The organism is Streptomyces vinaceus (assembly GCF_008704935.1).
Classification (GTDB): domain Bacteria; phylum Actinomycetota; class Actinomycetes; order Streptomycetales; family Streptomycetaceae; genus Streptomyces; species Streptomyces vinaceus.
On sequence record NZ_CP023692.1, the window covers coordinates 6,368,461 to 6,392,052 of the forward strand.

20 protein-coding genes are annotated in these 23,592 nt (G+C 72.2%); 14 read left to right on the top strand and 6 right to left on the bottom strand.

The window, feature by feature from the left end:
* Positions 1-12: 12 nt before the first annotated feature.
* The 4 genes from CP980_RS28775 to CP980_RS28790 all read right to left on the bottom strand — a co-directional run bounded on the left by CP980_RS28775 (position 13) and on the right by CP980_RS28790 (position 5,199).
* Positions 13-642 carry a TetR/AcrR family transcriptional regulator gene (locus CP980_RS28775; protein ID WP_132758765.1) on the bottom strand — a complete coding sequence of 210 codons (630 nt, stop codon included), beginning with the start codon at positions 640-642 and terminating at the stop codon, positions 13-15.
* Between the two features lie 103 nt (positions 643-745).
* Positions 746-2,815, bottom strand: coding sequence for a galactose-binding domain-containing protein (locus CP980_RS28780; protein ID WP_189998510.1), 2,070 nt, complete (start codon positions 2,813-2,815; stop codon positions 746-748).
* A 208-nt stretch (positions 2,816-3,023) separates the two neighbouring features.
* A complete protein-coding gene (locus CP980_RS28785) occupies positions 3,024-4,217 on the bottom strand; it encodes an amino acid aminotransferase (protein WP_150529376.1) in 1,194 nt (397 codons plus the stop codon).
* Positions 4,210-5,199, bottom strand: a complete 990-nt coding sequence (locus CP980_RS28790) for a DMT family transporter (RefSeq protein WP_229906974.1) — start codon at positions 5,197-5,199, stop codon at positions 4,210-4,212. The genes CP980_RS28785 and CP980_RS28790 overlap by 8 nt, the downstream gene beginning before the upstream one ends.
* Positions 5,200-5,336: 137 nt before the next feature.
* Here CP980_RS28790 and CP980_RS28795 point away from each other — a divergent pair, with 137 nt between their 5' ends.
* From CP980_RS28795 to CP980_RS28820, 7 genes are all read left to right on the top strand, one after another.
* Positions 5,337-5,795 (top strand): Lrp/AsnC family transcriptional regulator, encoded by a 459-nt coding sequence (locus tag CP980_RS28795; protein ID WP_150529377.1) that lies wholly within the window; start codon positions 5,337-5,339, stop codon positions 5,793-5,795.
* A 263-nt stretch (positions 5,796-6,058) separates the two neighbouring features.
* Positions 6,059-7,567 carry an aldehyde dehydrogenase family protein gene (locus CP980_RS28800; protein WP_167535889.1) on the top strand — a complete coding sequence of 503 codons (1,509 nt, stop codon included), beginning with the start codon at positions 6,059-6,061 and terminating at the stop codon, positions 7,565-7,567.
* On the top strand, positions 7,564-9,138 hold the full coding sequence (locus CP980_RS28805; RefSeq protein ID WP_229906975.1) for a GMC family oxidoreductase: 1,575 nt from the start codon (positions 7,564-7,566) through the stop codon (positions 9,136-9,138). The genes CP980_RS28800 and CP980_RS28805 overlap by 4 nt, the downstream gene beginning before the upstream one ends.
* Positions 9,135-10,211, top strand: coding sequence for a quaternary amine ABC transporter ATP-binding protein (locus CP980_RS28810; protein ID WP_150529378.1), 1,077 nt, complete (start codon positions 9,135-9,137; stop codon positions 10,209-10,211). The genes CP980_RS28805 and CP980_RS28810 overlap by 4 nt, the downstream gene beginning before the upstream one ends.
* A complete protein-coding gene (locus tag CP980_RS35295) occupies positions 10,211-10,360 on the top strand; it encodes a hypothetical protein (protein ID WP_167535890.1) in 150 nt (49 codons plus the stop codon). Before CP980_RS28810 ends, CP980_RS35295 begins: the two co-directional genes overlap by 1 nt.
* Positions 10,357-12,333, top strand: a complete 1,977-nt coding sequence (locus tag CP980_RS28815) for an ABC transporter permease subunit (protein ID WP_150529379.1) — start codon at positions 10,357-10,359, stop codon at positions 12,331-12,333. The genes CP980_RS35295 and CP980_RS28815 overlap by 4 nt, the downstream gene beginning before the upstream one ends.
* A gap of 1 nt (position 12,334) precedes the next feature.
* Positions 12,335-13,309, top strand: coding sequence for an ABC transporter substrate-binding protein (locus tag CP980_RS28820; protein ID WP_132758771.1), 975 nt, complete (start codon positions 12,335-12,337; stop codon positions 13,307-13,309).
* A gap of 23 nt (positions 13,310-13,332) precedes the next feature.
* Here the strand turns inward: CP980_RS28820 and proC are convergent, their stop codons facing one another.
* A complete protein-coding gene (proC, locus tag CP980_RS28825) occupies positions 13,333-14,142 on the bottom strand; it encodes a pyrroline-5-carboxylate reductase (protein WP_132758772.1) in 810 nt (269 codons plus the stop codon).
* Positions 14,143-14,197: 55 nt separating this feature from the next.
* A complete protein-coding gene (gene proB / locus CP980_RS28830) occupies positions 14,198-15,373 on the bottom strand; it encodes a glutamate 5-kinase (protein WP_229906976.1) in 1,176 nt (391 codons plus the stop codon).
* A 231-nt stretch (positions 15,374-15,604) separates the two neighbouring features.
* On the opposite strand from proB, the gene CP980_RS28835 reads away from it, so the two are divergent.
* From CP980_RS28835 to hisG, 7 genes are all read left to right on the top strand, one after another.
* On the top strand, positions 15,605-16,618 hold the full coding sequence (locus tag CP980_RS28835; RefSeq protein WP_123515614.1) for a pyridoxal-phosphate dependent enzyme: 1,014 nt from the start codon (positions 15,605-15,607) through the stop codon (positions 16,616-16,618).
* A 61-nt stretch (positions 16,619-16,679) separates the two neighbouring features.
* On the top strand, positions 16,680-17,879 hold the full coding sequence (locus tag CP980_RS28840; RefSeq protein WP_150529380.1) for an ATP-grasp domain-containing protein: 1,200 nt from the start codon (positions 16,680-16,682) through the stop codon (positions 17,877-17,879).
* Positions 17,876-19,072, top strand: coding sequence for an MFS transporter (locus CP980_RS28845; RefSeq protein WP_132758774.1), 1,197 nt, complete (start codon positions 17,876-17,878; stop codon positions 19,070-19,072). The genes CP980_RS28840 and CP980_RS28845 overlap by 4 nt, the downstream gene beginning before the upstream one ends.
* Complete coding sequence (locus CP980_RS28850) at positions 19,065-20,249, top strand: ATP-grasp domain-containing protein (protein WP_150529381.1); 1,185 nt, start codon at positions 19,065-19,067, stop codon at positions 20,247-20,249. The genes CP980_RS28845 and CP980_RS28850 overlap by 8 nt, the downstream gene beginning before the upstream one ends.
* A 73-nt stretch (positions 20,250-20,322) precedes the next feature.
* Positions 20,323-21,330, top strand: coding sequence for an ATP-grasp domain-containing protein (locus tag CP980_RS28855; protein ID WP_150529382.1), 1,008 nt, complete (start codon positions 20,323-20,325; stop codon positions 21,328-21,330).
* A complete protein-coding gene (locus CP980_RS28860) occupies positions 21,327-22,709 on the top strand; it encodes a circularly permuted type 2 ATP-grasp protein (RefSeq protein ID WP_150529383.1) in 1,383 nt (460 codons plus the stop codon). The genes CP980_RS28855 and CP980_RS28860 overlap by 4 nt, the downstream gene beginning before the upstream one ends.
* Positions 22,710-22,712: 3 nt before the next feature.
* Positions 22,713-23,555, top strand: coding sequence for an ATP phosphoribosyltransferase (hisG, locus tag CP980_RS28865; RefSeq protein WP_150529384.1), 843 nt, complete (start codon positions 22,713-22,715; stop codon positions 23,553-23,555).
* Positions 23,556-23,592: the final 37 nt, after the last annotated feature.

A 23,592-nucleotide genomic window follows, 5' to 3' on the forward strand; every position in this document is an offset into this window, starting at 1 on the left:
ACGCGGCGGACCTCAGGGGAGCAGGGGCTCCGGGGACGGCAGCGGCCGCTCGTCGTGGACCAGGCCGGCCACGTGGTCGGAGACCATGTCGAGGATCGCCGCCGCGGCGGCCGCGTCGCCGAGCACCAGGAAGTTCAGGGTCAGCCCGTCCGTCATCGCCGCCAGATAGCGGGCCAGGACGGGGACGGGGACGCGCAGTCCGGTCCCCATGCCGAGGCAGACCTGCTCGACGAGCTCCGCGTACGTCGCGCAGTACAGCTCGTGCTGGCGCCGCGCCAGGTGCTCGAACCCGGGCTCGCGCAGGGCGTACTGGGTGAGCTCGTACGTGAGCATGTGCTCGGCCGGGTGGGTCCGGACGTGGTCCCAGTAGGCCTGGAAGCCGGCCCGGACGGTCTCCCGGAGGGTGGTGCGCGGCCGGATCGCCGCCTTGACCACCGTCAGGTAGTGCTCGGTGATCGTCTCGATGACCGATTCGAGCAGCGCCTGCTTGGAGTCGAAGCAGTAGTGGAAGACGCTCAGCGACACGCCCGCCTCGGCGGCGATCGACCGGGTCGTCGTCCTGGGGACGCCGTCGCGGGCCATCGCGCGGATCGCGGCCTCGGTGAGCTGCCTGCGCCGCTGCGCCACCGGCATCCGTGCCATGCGGAATCGGTTCCCTTCGTACGTGGTACGGCCGAGGCCGGGGCGGGCGTCATCGGACGAGCCGATTCCGCCTGCCCCGGCCTACGAGCGCCGCTTCGGGCCGTCAGCTGCTGTAGACGCCGACTTCGTGCAGGGAGTAGCCCCACTGCGTGCCGCGGCCCGCGCCGTGGACGCGTACGTACCGGGCCGGGACGCCCGCGAACCGTGCGGTGTCCAGGCCGCCGTCGCCGGTGGTCGTGGACCACACCGTCTGCCAGTTCACGTCGTCCGTCGAGACCTCGATCCGGTACGACTTCCCGTACGCGCGCTCCCAGTCGAGGGTGACGCGCTTGACCACCCCCGGGGAGCCGAGGTCGATCCGCAGCCACTGGTCGTCGTTCCAGTCGCTCGCCCAGCGGGTGCCCGTGTCCCCGTCCACGGCCCGGCCGGGGGCGTAGCTGATGAACGGGTTCCACTCGGCGGAGCTGGCCGAGGCGGGAGCGCCGGCGGCGAGGTTGACGCCGGCCTTGTGCTGCTCGGACGCCCCCCAGGTGCGCAGGTAGGACTCGGCGCCCTTGAAGAGGTCGTCCACGACGCCCTGGCCGCCGACGAGCCGGATGTCCTCGATCCAGTCGGGGACCAGGCCGTAGTGCGCGGCGCCGTCGGTGTTGAGGTCCCAGGTGCGCTGCCCGGTGGTCTGCCTGTCGATGAGGGAGCCGCCGTCGGTACTGCGGAAGGGGTACTTCACCGGGTTCGGGGTGTCGGCGCCGCGCGGGCCGGGCCAGCCGCCGACCCCGTTCATGTCGGTGCCGTACCCGTAGCCGACCTGGTACTTGTCGCGCAGCGCCTTCGTGCGGGCGGCCTCGCCGCTGAAGCCCTCGGCCCCGTTCATGTACTGGGCGGCGAACCCGCCCAGCTTGTAGAGGCGTTCGGTCCAGCCCAGGTCCATCCAGCTGTGCGAGGAGATCACGCCCGGGTAGGACTCGGATTCGAGGATGTCGAAGGCGCGGCCGGCCGCCTTGACGCTCATGTGGTCGACTTCGAGCATCATCTTGCGTTTCATCATGCCCCGTACGGCGTACTCACCGAGGTCGGTGAGACCGCGCGCGTTGCACTGCGCGTCGGCGGCGTACGAGGGGACCGCCACCCCCGCCGGCAGCTCCTTCTGCGCCTGCGGCGCGGGAGCCAGGCCGATCGGGTTGTCGTGCTGCGGGCCGGTGCACTGCTCGGTCTTCCAGAAGGTGCCGGTGGACAGGAACTGGCCGACGTTGATCGCCGTTCCCAGCGCGCCCTCGTCGAAGCGGACCCCGCACAGGGCGTTGTCGAACTTGTGGCAGAGGAACATGCTGCGCACGCCGAGCCGGTACAGCTCGTCGAGGCCGCGGTCGATGTCCTGCTTGCTGCACTGGGAGACGTCCAGGATCTGCTTGCAGCCGAACGGCTCGGAGGTCTCGACGCCGAGCACCACGGCCAGCTTGCCCTGCTGGATGACCTCGCGGGCCTGGGCGGAGTCGGTGACGATCCGGAACCAGCCCTTGCCCGGGCCGCCGTACATCTTGTCGACGAAGGCCTGCATGTCGTACGTCTTCTGCGCCTCCAGGCGGATGGCGGTCATCTCGTCGCAGCCGCGGTCCTTGAAGAAGTAGACCGAGCAGATCACCCCGTTGGTGACGAGGTCGTTGACGAGGACGCGCTGGCCGCCGCGCCAGGCGCGCTCGATCCAGGCGTAGTAGTTCTGCTGGTGGGTCAGCGAGTCGTGGGCGGGCCAGTCCTTGAACGTCGGCCAGCCGTTGGGGTCGTGCTTGCCGTCCCCGCCCTTGGTGATGAAGTCGAAGATCGCGAGGGAGCCGTCGGGGTAGTGCTCGGGGCAGTCCTTGAGGGCGTCGGCCACGCCCTGGTCGGAGAAGGCCTTGCCGCAGATGAGCCGGCCGCCGAAGCCCTCGTTGGACATGATGTGGTCGTGGGCGTCGACGAAGCCCCGGACCTGGCCCTTGGCGTCGGTGCCCTTGAACGGCTCGCCCGTGACGTTGATCTGGGAGTCGGGCGCGGGCCGCGCGGTCGGGTTCCACCAGCCGGCATCGCCCTCGGCGGCCGCGCCGGGCGCGGGGCCGAGGGCCATGGCCACCATGGCGAGGAGGAGGGCGAGCAGCGCGAGGGGCCTGCGCCTTCGGTGCGGGACTCGGTTCATGGTCATCACTCACGTCATCGGTCGGCGGATGGCGCGGTCGAGGACGCAGACCGTCTGAGGGAGTCGGCTGGTTGTCATGTCCCGCGCAGGCAGTGTGACGAGAATGGCTACCGGCGGTAACAGAGTCAAGAGTCCGGGACGGATGACCTGATGGGATGTCAGGTGGCTGTCCGGGTGGACGGACGGCCGAAGGCGGGGGCGCCCGCCCGCCGGGCTACCCGTCCCCCTCGCCGAGCACCGCCGCGACGCCCTGGGCGAGGCAGGGGATCCGGTGCGCGGGAATCCCCGCGATGTTGATCCGCCCGGCGGTCGTCCCGTAGATGGCGAACCGGCTGCGCAGCCGCAGCATCTGGCGCGCGGTCAGCGGCAGCATCGAGAACATCCCCTTCTGCCGCGCCAGCACGTCGGCCCGGGCGCCCCACCCCAGCGCGGTCAGCTCCGCCGTCAGGCCGCGCCGGTTGTCCTCGATCCGGGCCCGCATCCCGTCCAGCTCGGCGCGCCACAGGGCCCGCAGCCCGTCGTCCTCCAGGATCGCGGTCACCACCGCGGCCCCGTGCTCCGGCGGCATGGAGTAGAGGGTGCGGGCCGCGTTCTGCAGCGCCGTCTCCACGTGCCGCAGTGACTGCCGCGAGGCGCCGAGCACGACGGCGCAGCCGGTCCGGTCGCTGTACAGCCCGAAGTTCTTGGAACAGCTGATGGCGACGAGCATCTCCGGCACCCGCTCCGCGAGCAGCCGGGTGGCGGCCAGGTCGGCCTCCAGCCCGTCGCCGAGCCCGTGGTAGGCGAGGTCCACGAACGGCACCCAGCCGTGCTCCGCCGCGAGCTCGGCCACCGCCTCCCAGGCCTGCGCGCTGGGGTCGACCCCGGTCGGGTTGTGGCAGCAGCCCTGGAGCAGGACCACGTCGTCGCGCCGCGCCTCCCCGAGGTCGCGGAGCATGCCCGCCGTGTCGAAGAGGCCCTCGGCGTCGAGCCAGCCGTACGTCCGCACCGTCAGCCCGGCGGCCTCCAGGATGGGCCGGTGGTTGACGTACGCGGGGTTGCTGATCCACACCGTCGTGCCCGGCCGGGTCCGGCAGATCAGATCGGCCAGCAGGCGCAGCGCGCCGCTGCCCGCGACGGTCTGGACGGCCACGGCCCGCTCGGCCGCTCCGCCGGGGCCCAGGACCATGGACAGCATCGCCCGGTTGAAGGCGGTGTTGCCGGAGAGCCCCCGGTACTCCTTGGAGGCGGAGCGCTCCGCCAGCCGTATCTCGGCCTCGCGCACGGCCGCCATGACGGGGGTGCCGCCTGTCTGGTCGCGGTAGACGCCGAGGACGAGGTTCAGGCGCTCGGGCCGGGCGTCGGCGCCGTACGCCTCGGTGAGGTCCCACAGCGGGTCGACGGGCGGCGGGAGGAGGAGCTCAAGCATGGTCGGGAACCTCGGGCTGGGTACGGGGGAGGGGCAGGGCGGCGGTACGGGTGCGGGGGCGCCGGTTGGCCAGGGCCACCCCCGCGGTGATCAGGGGGACTCCGACGAGCACCGCCGCGGTCGGAGACTCGCCCAGCAGGGGGATGGCCAGCAGGACCACCGCGACCGGGCTCAAGCTGCCCACGGTGGAGCTGCGCTCGGCGCCGAGGCTGCGGATGGCGTAGGCGTACAGCAGGCCGGCGCACAGGCCGACCCCCAGCCCCTGCACCACCAGGAACAGGGCGATGTCGCTTCCCTCGGCCGAGGCCAGGCCGGTGGGCAGCACCCCCGTCAGGACGAGGAGCCCCATCACCGCGAACGAGGGCAGGCACAGCAGGCCGATCGATCCGACCGGATCGAGGTCCACCTCCTTCAGCCCGAACGTGTACAGGGCCCACAGCCCGCTCGCGACGAGCAGGATCCCGGCGCCGGCCAGCACCTGCGTGTCCAGCGGGACGACGTAGCGCCAGACCAGGGCGACCACGCCGACCGCGATCAGTGCCAGCCCGACCGCCTGCGTGCCCCGCGGCAGCCCCTTGCCCGCGGCGACCATCAGCGCGGAGACGAAGAGCGGGACCATCCCCGGGACGATCGAGCCGACGAAGGCCGCCGAGGTCAGGGAGCCGCCGTACATCGCGGCGAGGAAGAACGGCACTCCGGCCCCGCAGGCGATCTTGAGCGCGGTGGCCGGACGGACGGCGGCGATGCGTCTGCGTCGGCGCCACAGGGCGGGTGCCAGGACGAGGAGCGGGACGCCGAAGCGCAGCAGGGCCGCGTCGGCGGGCAGCAGGGAGGACGCGCTCAGGGCCCGCGCGCTGAGCGCGAAGGCGGCCCAGATGAGCACGGTCACGACCAGTGCCAGGGTGCCCTTCGCCGTGGCCGAGAGCCTCGGGCGGGCCCGCTCGGGCAGTGCCGTGACGGGTCCGGCGTTCGTGGTGACCAAGGGGCTCCTCCAGCCTCGGGGGGCCGGATCCGGCCAAGGAGCAACGCTAGGGCTTTCGCCGGGGCAGCCGATTGCCAGTTCTGCCGCTCGGACATACGTTTGGGGCAGGATCTGCCAAGGAAGGGCGGAGAAGGGCCATGGACGCAGTCGATCTGCAGATCATCCGCGAGTTGCAGGCCGACGGGCGGCTCTCCAACCAGGACCTCGCCGACCGGGTCCGGCTCTCGCCCTCCCCCTGCCTGCGCCGGGTGCGGCGGCTGGAGGAGGCCGGCCTGATCCGCGGCTATACCGCCATGGTCGATCAGGTCGCCTTCGGCCTGCCGATCACGGTCTTCGTGCGGATCCGGCTGGACCGGCACACGAAGGAGGCGGTCGGCGTCTTCGAGGCGCACGTCGCGCTCATCGAGCACATCCAGGACTGCTACCTCATGGCCGGAAGCAGCGACTACCTGCTCCGCGTGGTCATCGAGAGCCTGGAGGCGTACGAATCCCTCGTGCGCAACCGGATCCACGCCATCCCCGGCATCGCCTCGATCGAGTCCAGCTTCGCCTTCGGCAGCGTGAAACAGTCCCGGGTCTACCCGGCCCCCATGTGAAGCCCGGTAGGCGGGCCGTCACTTCACGCAGTGTGACCCGAACGACTCGCCTCACTCTGTGTGATGGCCCGAGGTGGCTGCGGCTCCTCTGAATTCCCCACCCTGCAACCTGCCTTACATGTCCGCTTTTGCCCTGCCTTCGAGCGTGAACAAGAACACTCTCCGCAATGCATTGCGCATGGATTTCGGGAGCCCGGGCAACCGGGCGGTTCGTGTCGGTGCCACCCGGCAGGGGGATCAGAGGACGAAAGGCAATACGCAACGTGACCGCAGCACAACAGAGCATCCATGTGGGCGGAGAGTGGCGCGCGGCCCTCTCCGGCGCCACCCGCGAGATCATCGACCCCGTCGACGCGACCGCCTTCGCGGTCGTGGCCGAAGGCGGCGTCCAGGACACCGACGAAGCCGTGGCCGCTGCGCGCGCCGCGTTCGACGACGGTGCCTGGCCGCGCACACCGGTCGCCGAGCGGGCCGCACTGCTGCGGCGGGTGGCCGCCCTGCTGGAGCGCGACCGCGAGCGGATCGGTGCCCTGGAGAGCCAGGACGCGGGCAAGACGCTGGAGGAGGGCCGCGTCGACGTCGACTGCGTCCGCGACGCCTTCCTGTACTTCGCCGACCTCGTCGCGAACGAGGACGGCGCACGCGTCGTCGACGCCGGTTCGGACGAGATCCGCAGCGTCGTCGTGCACGAGCCGGTCGGGGTCTGCGCCCTGATCACGCCGTGGAACTATCCGGTGCTCCAGGCCAGCTGGAAGATCGCGCCCGCCCTGGCCGCCGGCAACACGTGCGTGATCAAGCCGAGCGAGATCACCCCGCTGACCACCGTCGTACTGGTGGAGCTGCTCCTGGAGGCCGGACTGCCGCTCGGCGCGGCCAACGTCGTCACCGGCCCCGGCGGGACGGTCGGCGCCCGGCTCGCCGAACACCCCGACGTCGACCTCATCTCGTTCACGGGCGGTCTCGTCAGCGGTACGAAGGTCGCCCGGGCGGCCGCCGACAGCGTGAAGAAGGTCGCCCTCGAACTCGGCGGCAAGAACCCCAACGTCGTCTTCGCCGACGCCTGTTCCACGCCCGAGGCGTTCGACACCGCCGTGGACCAGGCGCTCAACGCCGCCTTCATCCACAGCGGTCAGGTCTGCTCCGCGGGCTCCCGCCTCATCGTCGAGGAGCCGCTGCGCGACCGCTTCGTCGCCGAGCTCGCCCGCCGGGCCCAGCTGATCCGGCTGGGGCGCGGCACCGACGAGGGCGTCGAGTGCGGACCGCTGGTGTCCGCGGCCCAGCTGGCGCGGACCGAGGAGTACGTGGCCTCCGCCCTCGCCGAGGGCGCGGTCCTGCGCGCGGGCGGCGAGAAGCCGGCCGGCCCCGGCTACTTCTTCCGGCCCACGGTCCTGGACCGCTGCCACCGCGGCATGCGGGTCGTCCGCGAGGAGGTCTTCGGCCCGGTCCTCACCGTGGAGACCTTCCGCACCGAGGAGGAGGCCGTCGCGCTCGCCAACGACACCGAGTACGGCCTCGCCGGAGCGGTGTGGACCTCCGACGGGGACCGGGCCCGGCGGGTCGCGGCCGCGCTGCGCCACGGCACCGTCTGGATCAACGACTTCCACCCCTACCTGCCGCAGGCGGAGTGGGGCGGCTTCGGCAAGTCCGGCATCGGACGCGAACTGGGCCCGGGCGGCCTCGGCGAGTACCGCGAGGCCAAGCACATCTACCAGAACCTCGCCCCGCGCCCCGTGCGCTGGTTCGCGGGCGCGGCGGAGAAGGACCAGGCATGAACGACCGCGTCAACGACCGCACGAACGACCGCATCGACGACCGCGCGGACGACCGGCACGTGTACGACTACGTCGTCGTCGGCGGCGGCACCGCCGGCTCGGTGATCGCCTCCAGGCTGACCGAGGACCCCGACGTCAGCGTCGCCGTCATCGAGGGCGGCCCCAGTGACGTCGGCCGCGACGACGTCCTCACCCTGCGCCGCTGGATGGGCCTGCTCGGGGGCGAGCTCGACTACGACTACCCCACCACCGAGCAGCCCCGGGGCAACTCGTACATCCGGCACAGCCGTGCGCGGGTCCTGGGCGGCTGCTCCTCGCACAACACCCTCATCGCCTTCAAGCCGCTCCCCTCCGACTGGGACGAGTGGGCCGCGGCCGGTGCCGAGGGCTGGGACGCGGCGGCCATGGACCCCTACTTCGCCCGGCTGCGCAACAACATCGTCCCCGTGGCCGAGGCCGACCGGAACGCGATCGCCCGGGACTTCGTCGACGCGGCGCGGACCGCGCTCGGCGTCCCGCGCGTCGAGGGCTTCAACAAGGCCCCCTTCCACGAGGGCGCCGGCTTCTTCGACCTCGCGTACCACCCGGAGAACAACAAGCGGTCCTCCGCGTCCGTCGCCTACCTGCACCCGTTCCTGGACCGGCCCAACCTGCACATCGCCCTGGAGACCTGGGCTTTCCGGCTGGAGCTGGAGGGCACGCGTGCCACCGGCGTGCACATCCGCACCAAGGAGGGCGCGGAGCACGTCGTGCGCGCCCGGCGCGAGGTCCTGGTGTGCGCCGGGGCCGTGGACACCCCGCGCCTGCTGCTGCACTCGGGCATCGGGCCGCGCGCCGACCTGGAGAAGCTGGGCATCCCCGTCGTGCACGACCTGCCGGGCGTCGGGGAGAACCTGCTCGACCACCCCGAGTCGGTCATCGTCTGGGAGACGCACGGACCGATCCCGGAGAACTCCGCGATGGACTCCGACGCCGGACTGTTCGTCCGCCGGGATCCCGGATCCGAGGGGCCGGACCTGATGTTCCACTTCTACCAGGTCCCCTTCACCGACAACCCCGAGCGCATCGGCTACGAACGGCCCGCGCACGGCGTGTCGATGACCCCGAACATCCCCAAGCCGCGCAGCCGCGGCCGGCTCTACCTGACGAGCGCCGACCCCGAGGACAAGCCCGCGCTCGACTTCCGGTACTTCACCGACGAGGACGACTACGACGGCCGGACCCTCGTCGACGGCATCCGCATCGCCCGGAAGATCGCCGAGAGCGAGCCGCTGGCCGGATGGCTGAAGCGCGAGGTGTGCCCCGGTCCTGAGGTGACCTCCGACGAGGAGCTCAGCGCGTACGCGCGCCACGTCGCGCACACCGTCTACCACCCCGCCGGCACCTGCCGGATGGGCGCCGTCGACGACGAACTCGCCGTCGTCGCCCCCGACCTGCGCATCCGGGGCCTCGACGGCATCCGGATCGCCGACGCGTCCGTTTTCCCCACCATGACCGCCGTGAACCCGATGATCGGCGTCCTCATGGTCGGCGAGAAATGCGCCGACCTGCTGGGAGGTACCACCCGATGAACGCTCCGCGCACCGCCACCACCCCCGCACAGCCCGTCTTCTCCGTACGCGACCTGTGGAAGGTCTTCGGTCCGAAGGCCGACCGCGTGCCCGCCGACCCGGAGCTCGGCGCCCTCGGCGCGGCCGAGCTGCGCGAGCGCACCGGCTGCACGGCCGCCGTCCGCGACGTCTCCTTCGACGTGCACAAGGGCGAGGTCTTCGTCGTCATGGGCCTGTCGGGCTCGGGCAAGTCGACGCTCGTACGCTGCCTGACCCGGCTCATCGAGCCGACCTCGGGCACGATCTCCATCGACGGTGAGGACGTGCTGTCCATGGACACCGGCCGGCTCCGCGAGCTGCGCCGGCACCGGGCGGCGATGGTCTTCCAGCACTTCGGGCTGCTGCCGCACCGCACGGTGCTCGACAACATCGCCTACGGGCTGGAGATCCAGGGGGTGGGACGCGGCGAACGGCGCGAGCGGGCGGCCGAGTTCGTCGCCAAGGTCGGCCTCGACGGCATGGAGCAGCGCCGACCGGCCCAGTTGTCCGGCGGCCAGCAGCAGCGCGTGGGCCTGGCCCGCGCCCTCGCCGTCGACCCCGAAGTCCTCCTGTTCGACGAGCCGTTCAGTGCGCTGGACCCGCTCATCCGGCGGGACATGCAGGAGGAGGTCGTACGCCTGCACCGCGAGGAGGGGCGCACGATGGTCTTCATCACGCACGACCTGAGCGAGGCCCTGAAGCTCGGCGACCGCATCGCGCTGATGCGCGACGGGCGGATCGTGCAGCTGGGTACGCCGGAGGAGATCGTGGGCGACCCGGCCGACGACTACGTCAGGGACTTCGTCCGGGACGTGCCGCGCGAACAGGTGCTGACCGTCCGCTCGGCGATGCGCCCCGCGCTCGCCGGCGAGGGCGGGAGCGGCCCCGCGCTGGATCCCGGCGCCACCGTCCACGAGGCCATCGAGGCCGTCGCCCGTACGGGCGAGAACGCGCGGGTCGTCGAGGACGGCCGCTGCCTCGGCGTGGTCGACCACGCCGGACTGCTCGGTGTCGTCGCCGGGGTACCGGCCGCGGCCCGGAAGGCGGTGGCCTGATGTACGCCCATACGACCTGGCCGCCGCCGGGCGCCACCGCCGTCACGTCCGCCACCACGGACGCGGTGGCCACCGAGGCCACGTCCGCCACCGCGGCCACGTGCGCCACCGCGGCCTCGGCCGCCTCCGAGGGGCGGTGGAGCCGATGACCGCCACCGCCACCCCCGCCACCGCCAGGGGCTCCGTCACCGCAGGCGACGCACGCCCCTCGGCCCTACGCGCCCTCGCGCGCCACCGCCGCCACCTGATCGGCGCGGGCGCTGCCCTCGGCCTCGTCCTGGGATCCGTACTCCTGGGCGGCGGCAGCTGGCCGGCCGCCCTCGCCGTCGACCTGTCCGGACCGCTGGAGCGCGCCAGCGACTGGATCGTCGACAACCGCGACGGCCACCCGCTGTTCCTCTACTTCCTCGGCCACGTCAGCAACCTCGTGGTCGTGTCCGTCCGCGCGGTGTACCTGCTGCTGCTCGCTCTCGGCTGGGCCGGCGTCACCGCCGCCGCCGGGCTGGTGGCCTGGCGCGTCGCGGGCGTCCGCCTGGCGCTGACCTCCCTCGCCGCCTTCGCCGTGTGCGGACTGCTCGGCATGTGGGTGCCGACCATGCAGACGCTCGCCCTGATGGTGGTGGCCGTCTTCGCGTCCGTACTGCTCGGAGGCTTCCTCGGGCTGGTCGCGGGGCTATCCGACCGTATGCACCGCGTCCTGCGGCCGGTCCTGGACACCATGCAGGTGCTGCCTGCCTTCGCGTACCTCCTGCCCGTCGTGCTGGTCTTCGGCATCGGTGTGCCCGCCGCCGTCCTCGCGACCGTCGTCTACGCCGCCCCGCCCATGGCGCGCCTGACCGCACTCGGACTGCGCGGCGCCGACGCCGGCGTCGTGGAGGCCGCCACCTCCCTCGGGGCCACCGGCCGGCAGCGGCTGCTGACGGCCCGCCTTCCGCTGGCCCGCAAGGAACTGCTGCTCGGCGTCAACCAGTCGATCATGATGGCGCTGGGCATGGCCGTGATCGCGTCCGTCATCGGCGCGGGCGGCCTCGGCGACCGCGTCTACCAGGCGCTGGCCTCCGTGGACGTCGGCGCAGCGCTCGCCGCCGGCGTGCCGATCGTGCTGCTCGCCGTCGTCCTGGACCGGGTCACCGCCGCCGCGGGGGAGCGGATCGGCGCGGCCGAGGCCGGGCGGTCCCGGCTCGGCTGGGCCGTCGCCGCCGCGGTGACCGCCGCCGTCGCCGTCGGCGGGCGCCTCGCCGACCGGCTCTCGTGGCCCGACGGGTGGACGGTGGACATCGCCGAACCCGTCAACCGGGCCGTCGACTGGATGACCGCCCACCTGTACTCCGGCGTGCCCGTCATCGGCGGCACCGCCGACTGGGCCGGCCACTTCACCACCTGGGTCCTCAACCCGCTGCGCCACGGACTGCAGTGGCTGCCCTGGTGGGCCGTGCTGCTGGCCGTCGGCGCCCTCGCCCTGCTCATCGGCACCTGGCGCACCGCCGCGACCGCGGTCCTCGCCATGGCCGCGATCGGCGTGCTCGGCGTCTGGGACCCGGCCCTCGACACCCTGTCCCAGGTGCTGGCCGCCGTCGCCGTGACCCTGCTGCTCGGGGTCGGACTCGGCGTCGCCGCGGCCCGCAGCAGCCGCCTGGGGCGCGCGCTGCGCCCGGTCCTCGACGTCTTCCAGACGATGCCGCAGTTCGTCTACCTCATCCCCGTCGTCGCCCTGTTCGGCGTGGGCCGCGCCCCGGCGGTCGCCGCCGCCGTGGTCTACGCGCTGCCCGCGGTGGTACGCATCACGGCCCAGGGCGTGCGCGCGGTGAACCCGGCCGCCCTGGAGTCCTCGCGCTCGCTGGGCGCGACGGGGCGCCAGCAACTGCTCCAGGTCCAGCTGCCGCTGGCCCGGCCCGCGCTCCTGCTGGCCGTCAACCAGGGCGTGGTGCTGGTCCTCGCCGTGGTCGTCATCGGCGGCCTCGTGGGCGGTGGTGCGCTCGGCTACGACGCGGTCTTCGGCCTCGCCCAGGGCGACCTGGCGACCGGTCTGGTCGCGGGCGCCGCGATCGTGTGCCTCGGCCTGATGCTCGACCGCGTCACCCAGCCCACGCACCGCCGCGACCTCGCCGGAAAGGGGGCCTGAGATGGCTCGCACCCGCCTCGCCGCACTCGCGGCCACCGCCACCGCCGCCACCGTCGCCCTGACGGCCCTCACCGGCTGCGGCGCCGCCGACATGACCCGCCAGGCCTCCCCGTACGCCGACGCGAAGGGCTCCCGCACGGTGACCCTGTCCGTGCAGTCGTGGGTGGGCGCGCAGGCCAACGTGGCCGTCGCCCAGTACCTGCTGGAGCACGAGCTCGGCTACCGGGTGGACACCGTCCAGATCGACGAGGTGCCCGCCTGGGACGCGCTCAGCCAGGGCCGGGTGGACGCCATCCTGGAGGACTGGGGCCACCCCGATCAGGAGAAGCGGTACGTCGAGGACAAGGCGACGATCAAGCCGGGCGGCGAGCTCGGAGTGACCGGCCACATCGGCTGGTTCGTGCCGACGTACTTCGCCGAGCAGCACCCGGACGTCACCGACTGGAAGAACCTGAACAAGTACGCCAACGACTTCCGGACCGCGGAGAGCGGCGGCAAGGGCCAGCTGATGGACGGCTCCCCCTCCTACGTGACGAACGACAAGGCGCTCGTGAAGAACCTGGGCCTGGACTACCAGGTCGTCTTCGCGGGTTCCGAGGCGGCGCAGATCACGCAGATCAAGCAGTTCGCCAAGGAGAAGAAGCCGTTCCTGACCTACTGGTACAAGCCCCAGTGGCTCTTCGAGAAGGTCCCGATGACGGAGGTGAAGCTGCCCGAGCACCAGGAGGGCTGCGACGCCGACACGGAGAAGGTGGCCTGCGCGTACCCGCACACGCCCCTGCGGAAGTTCCTCAACGCCCGCTTCGCGGACGGCGGGGGCGACGCCGCCGCCTTCCTGAAGAAGTTCCGCTGGACGACCGAGATGCAGAACGACGTCTCGCTGATGATCGCCGAGGAGAAGCTGGCGCCGCAGGAGGCGGCCGCCCGCTGGGTGAAGGAGAACGAGGCCACGTGGCGGACGTGGCTCCCGTCCTGACGCGGTCCGGCCCGGCCGTACGGTCACGCGTAGGAGGCCGCCAGCTCGCTGCTGCGGTCGCGGGCGGCCTCCAGGGCCGCCATCAGGGCGGCCCGTACGCCGTGCCGTTCCAGCTCCCGCACCGCGCTGATGGTGGTCCCCGCCGGTGAGGTGACCGCCTCGCGCAGCTCCACCGGGTGCGTACCGGAGTCGCGCAGCATGACCGAGGCGCCCATGGAGCTGCGGACGACGAGCTCGTGCGCCTTGTCCCTCGGAAGCCCCAGCAGGACGCCCGCGTCGGTCATCGCCTCGACGAGGAAGTAGAAGTAGGCGGGTCCCGACCCCGACAGGGCCGTCGCGGCGTCCTGCTGGGCCTCGGGCACGGTGAGGGTGTGACCGACGCCGCGGAACAGCTCCGCGGCCTGCTCCACGTGCTGCTGCGAGGCGTGGCCGCCGCCGGAGAGCACGGTCATCCCCTCGTCGACCAGCACCGCCGTGTTGGGCATCGCCCGCACCACCGCGACCCCGGCCGGGACCCGTTCCTCGAAGAAGGCGGTGGGGAGCCCGGCCGCCACACTGATCAGCAGGGTCCCGGGGGCGATCGCGGGGGCGATCTCCGCCAGCAGCGCGCCCATGTCCTGCGGTTTCACCGCGAGGATCAGTACATCGGCCCAGGCGGCGGCCTCCGTGTTGCCCATCGGAGCCACCCCGTGACGCGCCTCGATCTCCGCGGCCCGCTTCTTGCGGCGGCAGGTGACCGCGAGCTCCGGGGCCGGCCAGCCGGAACGCAGCAGGCCGCCGAGGAGGGCCTCGCCCATCTTGCCCGCGCCGAGCACGGCGACCTTGGACGTCATGACTTGCTCCTTCGTGGTGGAAGTGACGAAGAGAAGAAGGGGCCGCCCGGACCGGTCAGCCCGTAGCCGTCCCCGCGTACGCGTGCGCCGCGAACAGGGCCACGTCCTGCGCGCCGACGACCTCGGGGCAGGCCACGGCCGCGGCCCCGTCCCGCGGTGGGGGGAACCCGGCGAGCAGCCGGATCAGGTCGCCGGAGGCCAGCCGGGCGAGCCCGCGCGCAACCGGCCTGCCCGCCCCGTCGGCGAGGTCCACCGGGTCTCCCGCACCGAACTGCCCCTCGACGGCGGTGACTCCGCTCCACAGCACGGGCCGACCGTGCTCGCGCACGTCCCGCACGGCGCCGGCGTCGAGGACGATCCTGCCCTGCGGCTCCGTGGCGTGGGCGAGCCAGAACAACTGCTCGGCGGGGCGCTGCCGGGCCGCGTGGAAGTACGTGCCCGTCCCCGCGCCCGCCAGCGCCCGTGCGGCCTGCCCGGCGGCGGCCAGTACGACGGGGATCCCGGCGCTCGCGGCGGTCATCGCCGCCTGGACCTTGGCCCCCATGCCGCCCGTACCGAATCCCGAGCGCCCCGGGGTGCCCGTACGGATCCCGGCGAGGTCGCCGGGTCCGCGGACCTCGGAGATCGGTCGGGTGCCGGGGACCAGCGGGTCCCCGTCGTACAGCGCCTCCACGTCGGAGAGGAGGACGAGCAGGTCCGCGCCGATCAACTCGGCGACCAGGGCCGCGAGCCGGTCGTTGTCGCCGAAGCGGACCTCGTGGGTGGCGACGACGTCGTTCTCGTTGACGACCGGCACGATCCCCAGGAGCATCAGCTTCTTCAGGGTGCGCCGGGCGTTGTGGTAGTGGTCGCGGCGGGTGACGTCCCCGGCCGTCAGCAGGACCTGGCCCACCTGGATGCCGTACCGGCCGAACTCCGCACCGTACGTCCCCATGAGCAGCCCCTGGCCGACGCTGGCCGCCGCCTGCTGCTCGGACAGCTCGGTCGGCCGCGTGGTCAGTCCCAGCGGCGCGAGTCCCGCCGCGACGGCGCCCGAGGAGACCAGGACGACGCTCTTGCCCCGCCGGTGCAGCCCGGCCAGCACCTCGACCAGGGCGGCCGGCCGGGCGGGATCGAGCCGTCCCGAGGCCGAGGTGAGCGAGGACGAGCCGATCTTGACCACGATCCGGTGGGCCCCGGCCACGTCCGCACGCTCGGTGCGCGGTTCGTCCGGCGCGGCTTCGGATGTCACGGGAGCCCTCCTCGGGGTGGTGGGGCGGCGGGGCGGCGGCCGTAGGGGCGGCGGCAGCGGCTGCGGGGCTCCGATTCAGCCATGATCCGTTCCCGTTTCGTTCCCGGTCCCCGGGAATGGTCCGGGATCGATCCGGTAGCCACCGGTCCCATTTTTGCTGGGCATCAGTAGGCCCACAGCAAAAAGAGGAAGGAGGCAGGGAGTTCGGTGTTCTCGTCATTCACGGAGAAAATGGCACAACCGGATCTGATAGATCTCGGCGACGGCATATATGTCCTCCGGTTCGAGGTCATGAAGGTGACCTCGGTCTACCGTGCGGTCAAGGAGCTGCTGGCGCGCGGGGTGATCCGGCCCGGGCAGACGCTCGTCGACAGCTCCAGCGGCATCTACGGCCACGCGCTCGCCCTGGTCTGCCGGGAACTGGGACTGAAGTGCCACGTCTTCGCGTCCGTCGCGGTCGACGACGGGATCAAGACGCAGCTCAAGTACCTCGGCGCCACCTACGACCAGGTCGGCGGCGGCGGGGCCAACCTCCAGCACGACCAGGAGGCCCGGGTCCGCCTCGTGCACGACTACCTCCGCCGCAACCCGGACGCGTACTGGATGCAGCAGTACCACGACGACGTGCACTACGCCGGCTACGAACACGTCGCGGAACTGCTCCTCAAGGAGCTGGGCTGGGCCGAGATGACCCTGGTCGGCGGCGTCGGCACCGGCGCGTCGACCAGCGCGATGAGCCGCTTCCTGCGGGCGTCGTGCCCCAACGTCCGGGTGGCGGGGATCCAGCCGTTCGGCAGCCGCTCCTTCGGCTCCGAGAACTTCCCGCTCGACGGGTTCATCATCGCCGGGATCGGCAGCGGCATCCGCTTCGACAACATCGACTACAGCGCCTACGACGACATCCACTGGGTGGACTTCGACGTGTCGGCCGCGGGCTGCCGCCACCTGCTCTCCACCACGGGCGTCTTCGCCGGACTGTCCGCCGGCGCCGGCTGGCAGGCCGCCCGGTACATCCGCTCGACCGAACCCTCCGGCGGCCCCGTCGTCTTCATGGCCGCCGACCCCGGACACCGCTACATCAAGCAGGTCTTCCCGCCCGACGGACCGCTCGTCGAGGACCCGGAGTACCGGCCCGTGGTCATTTCCGCACTGGAGGAGATGACCGGACCCTGGTGCACGATGAACTGGGGCCGACGGCCGTACAGCGTCCAGGACGACCTCCCGGTGCTCGCCCTGCAGGGCTGAATGCCCGCACGGCCGACCCTGGATCGCCGAATTCCCCCGTAAGAGAATCAGAGGCCGCACCATGACCGATGTCGCCATCATCAATTATGGCGCCCAGCACGACTATCCGGCCATGCTCCACGAGCTGGCGAACGGGCTCCACGTCTTCAGCCACAACCCCCTCGCGCACACGGCGGGCCTCGGCTCCTACGAGCACGTGGAGGACTGCGAGTTCGTCCCCTACGCCGAGCTGCGCATCCGCCGGCTGGCGCGGACCCGGCGCTTCGCCCACATCATCACCGACAACGAGTACGACCTCGAACGGGCCGCGCGCATCCGGGAGGACCTCGGCATCCCCGGCCAGTCGGCGCGCAGCGCCCGGCAGTTCCGCGACAAGGTCGTCATGAAGCAGACCGCGGGCCGTACGGTGGCCACCCCGCGCTACGCCCGGCTGACGACGATCGTCGACCTCACCCGGTTCATCGCCGACAACGACTACCCGGTCGTCGTCAAGCCGGTCAGCCAGGGCGGTTCGCGCGACATCGTCGTACTGCGCGACGAGGACGACCTGATGGCCTTCAGCCGCCGCCACTGGCGCGAGGACCTCATGGTCGAGGACTTCGTCGACGGCGAGATCTACCACGTCGACGCGATCCTGGCCCCCGGCTACCGGTTCGTGGCCTCCTCCCGTTACCTGCGCGACTGCCTCGGCGTGCTCTCCGGCCAGAACAACGGCTCCCTCCAGCTCGACCCCGCCGGCAAGCTCTCGCGGCGGCTGGAGGAGTTCCTCGACCGGGTCCTCGAAGCGTTCGACACCCCCGAGGTCGGCGCCTACCACCTGGAGGTGTTCCGCACGCCCGAGGACGAGTTCGTGCTCTGCGAGATCGCCTCGCGCGTCGGCGGCTCCCGCATCCCCGCCCTCACCCGCCTCACCTACGGCCTGGACCTGCACACCACCTGGCTCCGGCTCTCCTGCGGCCTGCCCGTGGACCCCGCGCCGAGCACACCGCCCGCCGAACTGCGCGGCTCCATCGGCATCGTCCCCCAGGGCCGCCCGGTGCGCGCACCGCAGAGCCTCCCGTTCGACTGGGTCGAGCACTACCAGGTCAACGAGCAGCTCGCGCTCGGCGCCGTGGCACAGAACAGCACCTCCAACCTCTGTTTCGCCCTGGTCCGCGGCGCCGACACCGCCGAGGTGGAGCAGCGCCTGCTCCAGGTCGAGGAGTGGATCCTGGACCACCTGATCGATGCCGACGGACCCGCCCGGCTCCCCGCGCCGTGAACGCCTGGCGAGAGGCGTCCCCCACCGCGCGCCTCCTGCTGGTCGCGGTGCTCTTCACCGGCCTGACCACCTTCATGTTCCTGCCGCTGCTGGCCATAGAGCTGACGGCGCAGGGCATACCGGCGGGCCGCACCGGCTTCCTCGTCGGCCTGCTCGCCTTCTCCGGCCAGGCGTTCTCGCTCCTGACCGGGCTGCTGGTCGACCGGTTCGGCGCCCGCCGGGTGATGGCCGCCGGCTTCCTGCTGCGCGTCCTCGGCTACGTACTGCTCGGACTCGGCGGCGCCGGGGCCCCGGCGCCGCTCGTGGCCGGGATCGCGGCCGTCGGCGTCGGCGGCTCCCTGCTGGGCCTGTCGACCAAGACGCTGCTCGTCTCGCAGGAGGGCGCCGATCCGCGCACGATGCTCGCGCTGCGCTCGACGTTCGTGAACGTCGGCGTCGTGGCCGGGCCCGCGCTGGGCGCCGCGGTGTACCCGCTCGGGTTCGGCTGGATCCTGGCGGCCTGCGTGCTCTCGCACGTCGTCCTCGGCACCTGCCTGGTCCTGCGACGGTCCGTGACGGCCTCCCGGTCACGGCCCGCCGCGGGGCGGGCCCCCGCCCCGGCGGCGGACGGCGCCCCCGCCGCACCGTGGACGCTGCGCCAGTGGCTGCCCCTGTGCGGGCTGGGGGTCGCGTACTGGGCGATCTACAGCCAGCTCAACGTCCTGCTCCCCATCACCGCGAACGAGATGACCGGCAGCGCCGCCGCGATCTCGGTGGTCTTCACCGCCAACGGGCTGCTCGTCGTGCTGTTCCAGTACACCCTGCTGCGCCACGTGTTCCGCCGGGCCACCGCCCGCACCCTGCTGGTCCTCGGCTTCCTCGCCTTCGCCTGCGCCTACGCCACGCTGATACCGCTGGCCGGGTGGTACTCGCTGCTCGCCTTCGTGGTGCCGGTCACGCTGGCGGAGATGCTGATCGGCCCCAGCCTCGACGAGCAGGCGGTCAGTGCCGCCGCCACCCGGCGCACCGGACTCGCGCTCGGCACCATGAGCGCCGCCGGGGCCCTGGGCAGCCTCTTCGGCTCCAGCGCGGGGGGCTACCTGCTGCAGAGCGCACGGGGCGGCAGCGAGGTGTGGCTGCTGCTCGTCGGCTCCTCCCTCGCCGCCGCGGCGATCTGTCTCCTCCTACCGAAAGTGCGTACGCGCCATGTCTGACACACAGCCCACCGCCGTGCTGCTCAACCCCCGCAGCCACGTCCTGGCAGCGGCCCGGAAGCTGGGGGTCGCCACCGTGACCGTCCCCGAACCGGGCCGGCCGCTGCCCGAGGACGGAACCGGACCGGCCTTCCACTCCCCGTGGACGACCGACCCCGAGGACCTCGTCGAGCGACTGCGCGCCCTGGACCTGCCCGCCCCCGTCAGCTGCTTCGGCTTCGGTGAACTCGGCTGCTCCGTCGCCGCGCTGGTCAACCGGCGCCTCGGCTGGCCCGGCAACCCGCCCGAGGCGCTGGAGGCGTTCAAGGACAAGGCGAAGCTGCGCTCCGCGGTCGGCGACCGGGCCGGCGCCCCCGTCGCGTACGTCCTGTGCACGGAGAAGAGCGGGATCCGGCCGGCCGTCGACAGCATCGGCTACCCCTGCATCGTGAAGCCCGCCGACGGCACCGGCAGCGCCGGGGTGCGCCGCCTCGCCGGTCCGGACGAGCTCGAAAGCCACCTGGAATCACTGGACTTCACCACCCCGCACATCGTCGAGGAGTTCCTCGTGGGGACCGAGTACAGCGTGGAGGCGATGAGCACGTCCGCCGGCCACCGGGTCCTCGCGATCACGGAGAAGGCGACCACCGGCGCCCCCGGATTCGTCGAGACCGGCCACACGCTGCCCGTACGGCTCGACCCGCAGGACGAGGAGGCCGTCGCCGCCCTGGTCACCGCGACCCTGGACGCGGCGGGCTACCGCTCGGGCCCCTCGCACACCGAGGTCATGCTCACGGCCAAGGGCCCCCGCCTCATCGAGTCGCACGGCCGCCCCGGGGGCGACCGCCTCAGCGACATGCTGGACCTGGCGCTCGGCGAGAACGTCTTCGAGCAGGCGATGGCGGACCTCCTCGGCCTGCCCGTCCCGAGCACCCCCACCCGCGACCGCGTCGCCGGGATCCGCTACGTCGGCTTCGACCGCACGGTGCCGCTCACGGTCACCGACGCGGAGATCGCGGAGGTCGCCGCCCTGCCGGGGGTCACCGAGGTCAGCGTCGCCGTACCGGCGGGCCAACTCCCCCCGGAGGTACACCGGTCCGGGGACCGGCACGGCTTCGTGGTCGCCTCCGGCGCCGACCGCGAGGAGCTGGAGAGCCGGCTCGCCCTCGCCGTACGCACCCTCACCGCCGGCCGCTGAGCCTCCCGGCGCCCGCTCCGCACCCCCCCTCCTACCCGCACGCCAACACGTCAGCGCCCGAAAGGCACTTCCCATGTCGTACAAGATCCTGGTCCTCGTCTCCGAGGCGGCGAAATTCCGGCTCGACAACCACTCGATCATTCCGAGTGCCCTCCACCGGGAGGGGCACGACGTCCACATCGGGGACATCGACACCCTCTGCCTGCACGACAACACCGTGGTCGTCGACCGGGTGCGGCTCAGCGAGGAGTACCTGACCGGCCACGACTTCCCGGCCCTGAGCGAGTCCTACGCCTCCGCCGAGGACTTCGACCTGGTCTGGGTCCTCACCGGCACCCACCCCGAGGCGCTCGCCGACTCCTTCCAGCTGCTGTGGCTGCTCAACCAGCGCGTCCCGTTCGTCAACGACGCCTCGGCCCTCTTCTACCTCAACTCCAAGATCACCCTGGGCGCGGCCGTCCCCGCGGAACACCTGCCCGCCTCGTACGTGTCGAACGACTTCGAGTACCTCACGCAGCTGGTCGAGTCCGACGAGAACCGCACCTGGGTGCTCAAGCCGACCAACGAGGGCTGCGGCGCGGGCGTGTACTTCGTCAACAAGAACGAGCGCAACCGCCCCGCCCTGCTCCAGGCCGCCACCGGCAACGCCGTGCCGCGCTACGAGATGTACAGCCGCAACATCATCGGGCTCTCCAAGCGGTACACGGCCGTGCAGGAGTACATCCCCAACGTCCGCAGCAACGAGAAGCGCGTGATCATCGCCGGCTCCTTGCCGGTCTGCGGGTTCCGCCGCTTCCACTTCGACAACGACGACCGTGCCAACGTCACGCTCGGCACCAAGTTCGAGGGCCTGACGCTGACCCCGGAGGAGGACGAGTTCGTACGGGCCCTCGGCAAGCGCATGATGGACCTGGGCATCTTCTACTCCGGCATCGACATGGCGTACCCGTACATCATGGAGTTCAACCTGGTGAACCCGGGCGGGCTCAACTACTCCTTCCGGGCCACCGGCGTCGACCAGTCCTCCGAGACCGTCAACGCCGTGCTCGCCGCCCTCCGCGCCGCCGGGAAGATCTCGTGAGCACTTGGTCCTCGCTCGACCCCCGGGCCACCGCCGCCTGGACGGAGTTCGCCGCCACCGGCGCGGCCGAAGCGGACAAGGAACGGTTCCAGAAGCGGCTCCACCGCCCGGGCTGGGTCCACGCGTACCCGCCCGTCGTCTTCCGCGGGGCCGCCGCCGACGAGGTCACCGACCTCGGCCTGCGCCTCGCCGAGCTGGTCTCGGACTTCCCCCGCCGCGTCTTCGGCGAGGACCTGGAGGCCTGGGCCGGCTACCTCGGCATCCCCGCCGAGGACGCGGACCTGATGATCAGCGCGCTGCGCCACCCCCGGACGGGCCGCGCGGCCACGGCCGTCATGCGGCCCGACCTGGTGGTGACCGACGACGGACTCCAGCTCGTCGAACTCAACGTCTCCACGCCGATGGGCGGCATGAGCACGATCGCCCCGTACACCGAGGCCAGCCTCGACTCGGACTACGCCCGCTTCCTCGCGACGCGCGGCCTCACCCCCGCAGCGGCCGCCACCTCGCACGTCTGGCTGGACATGTTCGTCGGCCTCCTGCGCGAACACGACACGGAGCGCCCGCTCCACGTGTTCGAGGCGATCGCGAACCCGGCGGACTCCGACTCGGGCCGGCGCTTCTTCGTGGACATGATCCGCGCGGGCGGTTACGAGATCAGCTGCGGCCTCGTCACCGACCTCGAACTCGACGAGGACGGCGCGTTCTTCGAGGGCCGGCAGGTCGACGTGGTCGTCACCATGTACACCTGGCACGAGACCAAGAAGTACGTCCCGCCCGCCCTCACCCGCAGGCTGATGGAGCTCGACGTCGCCGAGAAGCTCGACTTCATCGGAGCCCCGGCCACGGCCCTGCACGACAACAAGGCCAACCTGGCCCTGCTCACCGAGCCGGAGTTCGACCACCTCCTGAGCGACGGGGAACGGCGACTGGCGCGGGCGCACGTCCCCGAGACGTTCCGGCTGCGCGCGGACGCCCTCGACCGGGCGCTCGCCGAGCGCGAGGAGCTCATCTGCAAACCCGCCTCGGCCTACGGGGGCAAGGACCTCGCCTTCGGATTCACCCGGGACGACGGGCAGTGGCGCGCCCTGCTGGAGGAGCGCCTCGCCGACCCGCACGAGACCTACGTCCTCCAGCGCCGGCTGCGACCCGCCGTCGTCGAGGTGCCCGGAGCCGACCCGGCCGGGCGCGAGGTGGTCCTGGCCCCCCTGGTCTTCGGCGGCCGCTTCGCCGGGACCTTCCTGCGCCAGGCCCCGCCGAGGTCCGCGTCGGCGATCAACGCCTCCAGCGGCGCGGAGGCGGCCGGGGTCCTGACCTTCGAGCCCTACCCCGACTCCCCGCACAGCCCGCCCTCGTCGCCCTCGTACAAGGAGCTTTGACGGATGTTACGGATCGCGGTTCCCAACAAGGGCTCCTTGTCCGAGCGGGCCTCGGCCATGCTGAAGGAGGCCGGCTACCGGCAGCGCAAGGAGGCCAAGGAGCTCGTCACGGTCGATCCCGGAAACCAGGTCGAGTTCTTCTACCTCCGCCCGCGCGACATCGCCGTGTACGTCAGCGCGGGACGGCTCGACCTCGGCATCACCGGCCGCGATCTGCTCGTGGAGTCGGGCGCCCACGCCGAGGAGGTACTGGCGCTCGGCTTCGCCCGCTCCACGTTCCGCTACGCGGTCAGGCCCGGATCGGCGCGGAGCGCGGCCGACTTCGACGGCATGACGATCGCCACCTCGTACGAGAACATCGTGGCCAAGCACCTTGCGAACAGCGGGATCCAGGCCACGGTCGTCCACCTCGACGGCGCGGTGGAGACCGCCGTCGAGCTGGGCGTGGCCCAGGTCGTCGCGGACGTGGTGGAGACCGGGACCTCGCTGCGCAACGCCGGTCTCGAAGTGGTCGGCGAGCCCATCATGGAATCGGAGGCCGTCCTCGTCCGGCGCCCGGGCACCGACGATCCGAGGGCGCGGCAGTTCCTGCGGCGCCTCAAGGGCGTCCTGGTGGCCGGCTCCTACGTGATGATGGACTACGACTGCCGGGCCGAGCACCTGGAGGACGCGGTCGCCCTCACCCCCGGCCTCGAAGCGCCCACGGTCTCCCCGCTGCACAACGAGGGCTGGGTGGCCGTCCGGGCGATGGTCCCGGCCAAGGAGGCGCAGCAGATCATGGACGGCCTCTACGCCCTGGGCGCCCGGGCGATCCTCACCACGGCCATCCACGCCTGCCGCCTCTGACCCGCCCGCCCCCGCCGCCCCACCCCGCCGCCGCCGA

What these genes read in the sequence shown, in the direction of transcription:
- CP980_RS28855 (WP_150529382.1), top strand. Translation starts at nt 20,323, where the DNA reads ATGTCGTACAAGATCCTGGTCCTCGTCTCCGAGGCGGCGAAATTCCGG.
- CP980_RS28850 (WP_150529381.1), top strand. Translation starts at nt 19,065, where the DNA reads ATGTCTGACACACAGCCCACCGCCGTGCTGCTCAACCCCCGCAGCCAC.
- CP980_RS35295 (WP_167535890.1), top strand. Translation starts at nt 10,211, where the DNA reads ATGTACGCCCATACGACCTGGCCGCCGCCGGGCGCCACCGCCGTCACG.
- hisG (WP_150529384.1), top strand. Translation starts at nt 22,713, where the DNA reads ATGTTACGGATCGCGGTTCCCAACAAGGGCTCCTTGTCCGAGCGGGCC.
- CP980_RS28780 (WP_189998510.1), bottom strand. Translation starts at nt 2,815, where the DNA reads ATGACCATGAACCGAGTCCCGCACCGAAGGCGCAGGCCCCTCGCGCTG.
- CP980_RS28805 (WP_229906975.1), top strand. Translation starts at nt 7,564, where the DNA reads ATGAACGACCGCGTCAACGACCGCACGAACGACCGCATCGACGACCGC.
- CP980_RS28810 (WP_150529378.1), top strand. Translation starts at nt 9,135, where the DNA reads ATGAACGCTCCGCGCACCGCCACCACCCCCGCACAGCCCGTCTTCTCC.
- proC (WP_132758772.1), bottom strand. Translation starts at nt 14,142, where the DNA reads ATGACGTCCAAGGTCGCCGTGCTCGGCGCGGGCAAGATGGGCGAGGCC.
- CP980_RS28785 (WP_150529376.1), bottom strand. Translation starts at nt 4,217, where the DNA reads ATGCTTGAGCTCCTCCTCCCGCCGCCCGTCGACCCGCTGTGGGACCTC.
- CP980_RS28775 (WP_132758765.1), bottom strand. Translation starts at nt 642, where the DNA reads ATGGCACGGATGCCGGTGGCGCAGCGGCGCAGGCAGCTCACCGAGGCC.
- CP980_RS28835 (WP_123515614.1), top strand. Translation starts at nt 15,605, where the DNA reads ATGGCACAACCGGATCTGATAGATCTCGGCGACGGCATATATGTCCTC.
- CP980_RS28820 (WP_132758771.1), top strand. Translation starts at nt 12,335, where the DNA reads ATGGCTCGCACCCGCCTCGCCGCACTCGCGGCCACCGCCACCGCCGCC.
- CP980_RS28795 (WP_150529377.1), top strand. Translation starts at nt 5,337, where the DNA reads ATGGACGCAGTCGATCTGCAGATCATCCGCGAGTTGCAGGCCGACGGG.
- CP980_RS28815 (WP_150529379.1), top strand. Translation starts at nt 10,357, where the DNA reads ATGACCGCCACCGCCACCCCCGCCACCGCCAGGGGCTCCGTCACCGCA.
- CP980_RS28840 (WP_150529380.1), top strand. Translation starts at nt 16,680, where the DNA reads ATGACCGATGTCGCCATCATCAATTATGGCGCCCAGCACGACTATCCG.